Raw genomic sequence first — 643 nt, forward strand, 5'->3', positions numbered from 1 at the left:
CCGGAATGGCGGTCGAGTGGCTGTTCTGGCGCTCGACGAGGCAGGTCGAGGACCGCCAGCGCCGTGAACTCGGCTTGCCCACGGCCACGGTTGCCTCGCCGCGACGGATCGCAGAACGTGGGTCATTGGAAATCCAGGCGTACGACTCAGTCTGCTTCCCCGGCCTGGCGGCCGAATGGGCCAGAAAATGGGGCGACCGGCGACCATTCGTCGGCGCACTGACGATGGAGCTGACCACGGACGCCGACGAGGACGTAGCGTCGTGGATCGCCGCGGGAACACCGCCGATTTGCTTCGGTTCGGGAAGCATACCGCTCGAATCCCCCTCCGCCACAGTCGAAATGATTAGCTCGGCGTGCGCGAACCTCGGCGAGCGGGCCCTCCTGTGTTTCGGCGGAACTGATTTCAGCGACGTGCCGCATTTCGACCACGTCAAGGTCGTGGGCGTGGTGAACTACGCGTCCGTCTTTCCGGCCTGCCGCGCGGTCGTTCATCACGGGGGCTCAGGCACCACTGCCGCAAGCCTGCGTGCAGGCATACCCACCTTGATTCTGTGGAGCTCGGCCGACCAGCCGTACTGGGGCAATCAGATCAAGCGCCTCAAGGTGGGAACCGCCCGACGCTTCTCGGAGACCACCGAGAA

At 65.2% G+C, this 643-nt stretch carries 1 protein-coding gene; it reads left to right on the forward strand.

Annotation, left to right across the window (positions count from 1 at the left end; translation table 11 throughout):
* Positions 1-643 (forward strand): glycosyltransferase (locus A5697_RS12540; protein ID WP_369806110.1); only part of this gene is annotated, 643 nt, incomplete at both ends.

This window comes from Mycobacterium sp. E3251, assembly GCF_001666835.1.
GTDB lineage: Bacteria > Actinomycetota > Actinomycetes > Mycobacteriales > Mycobacteriaceae > Mycobacterium.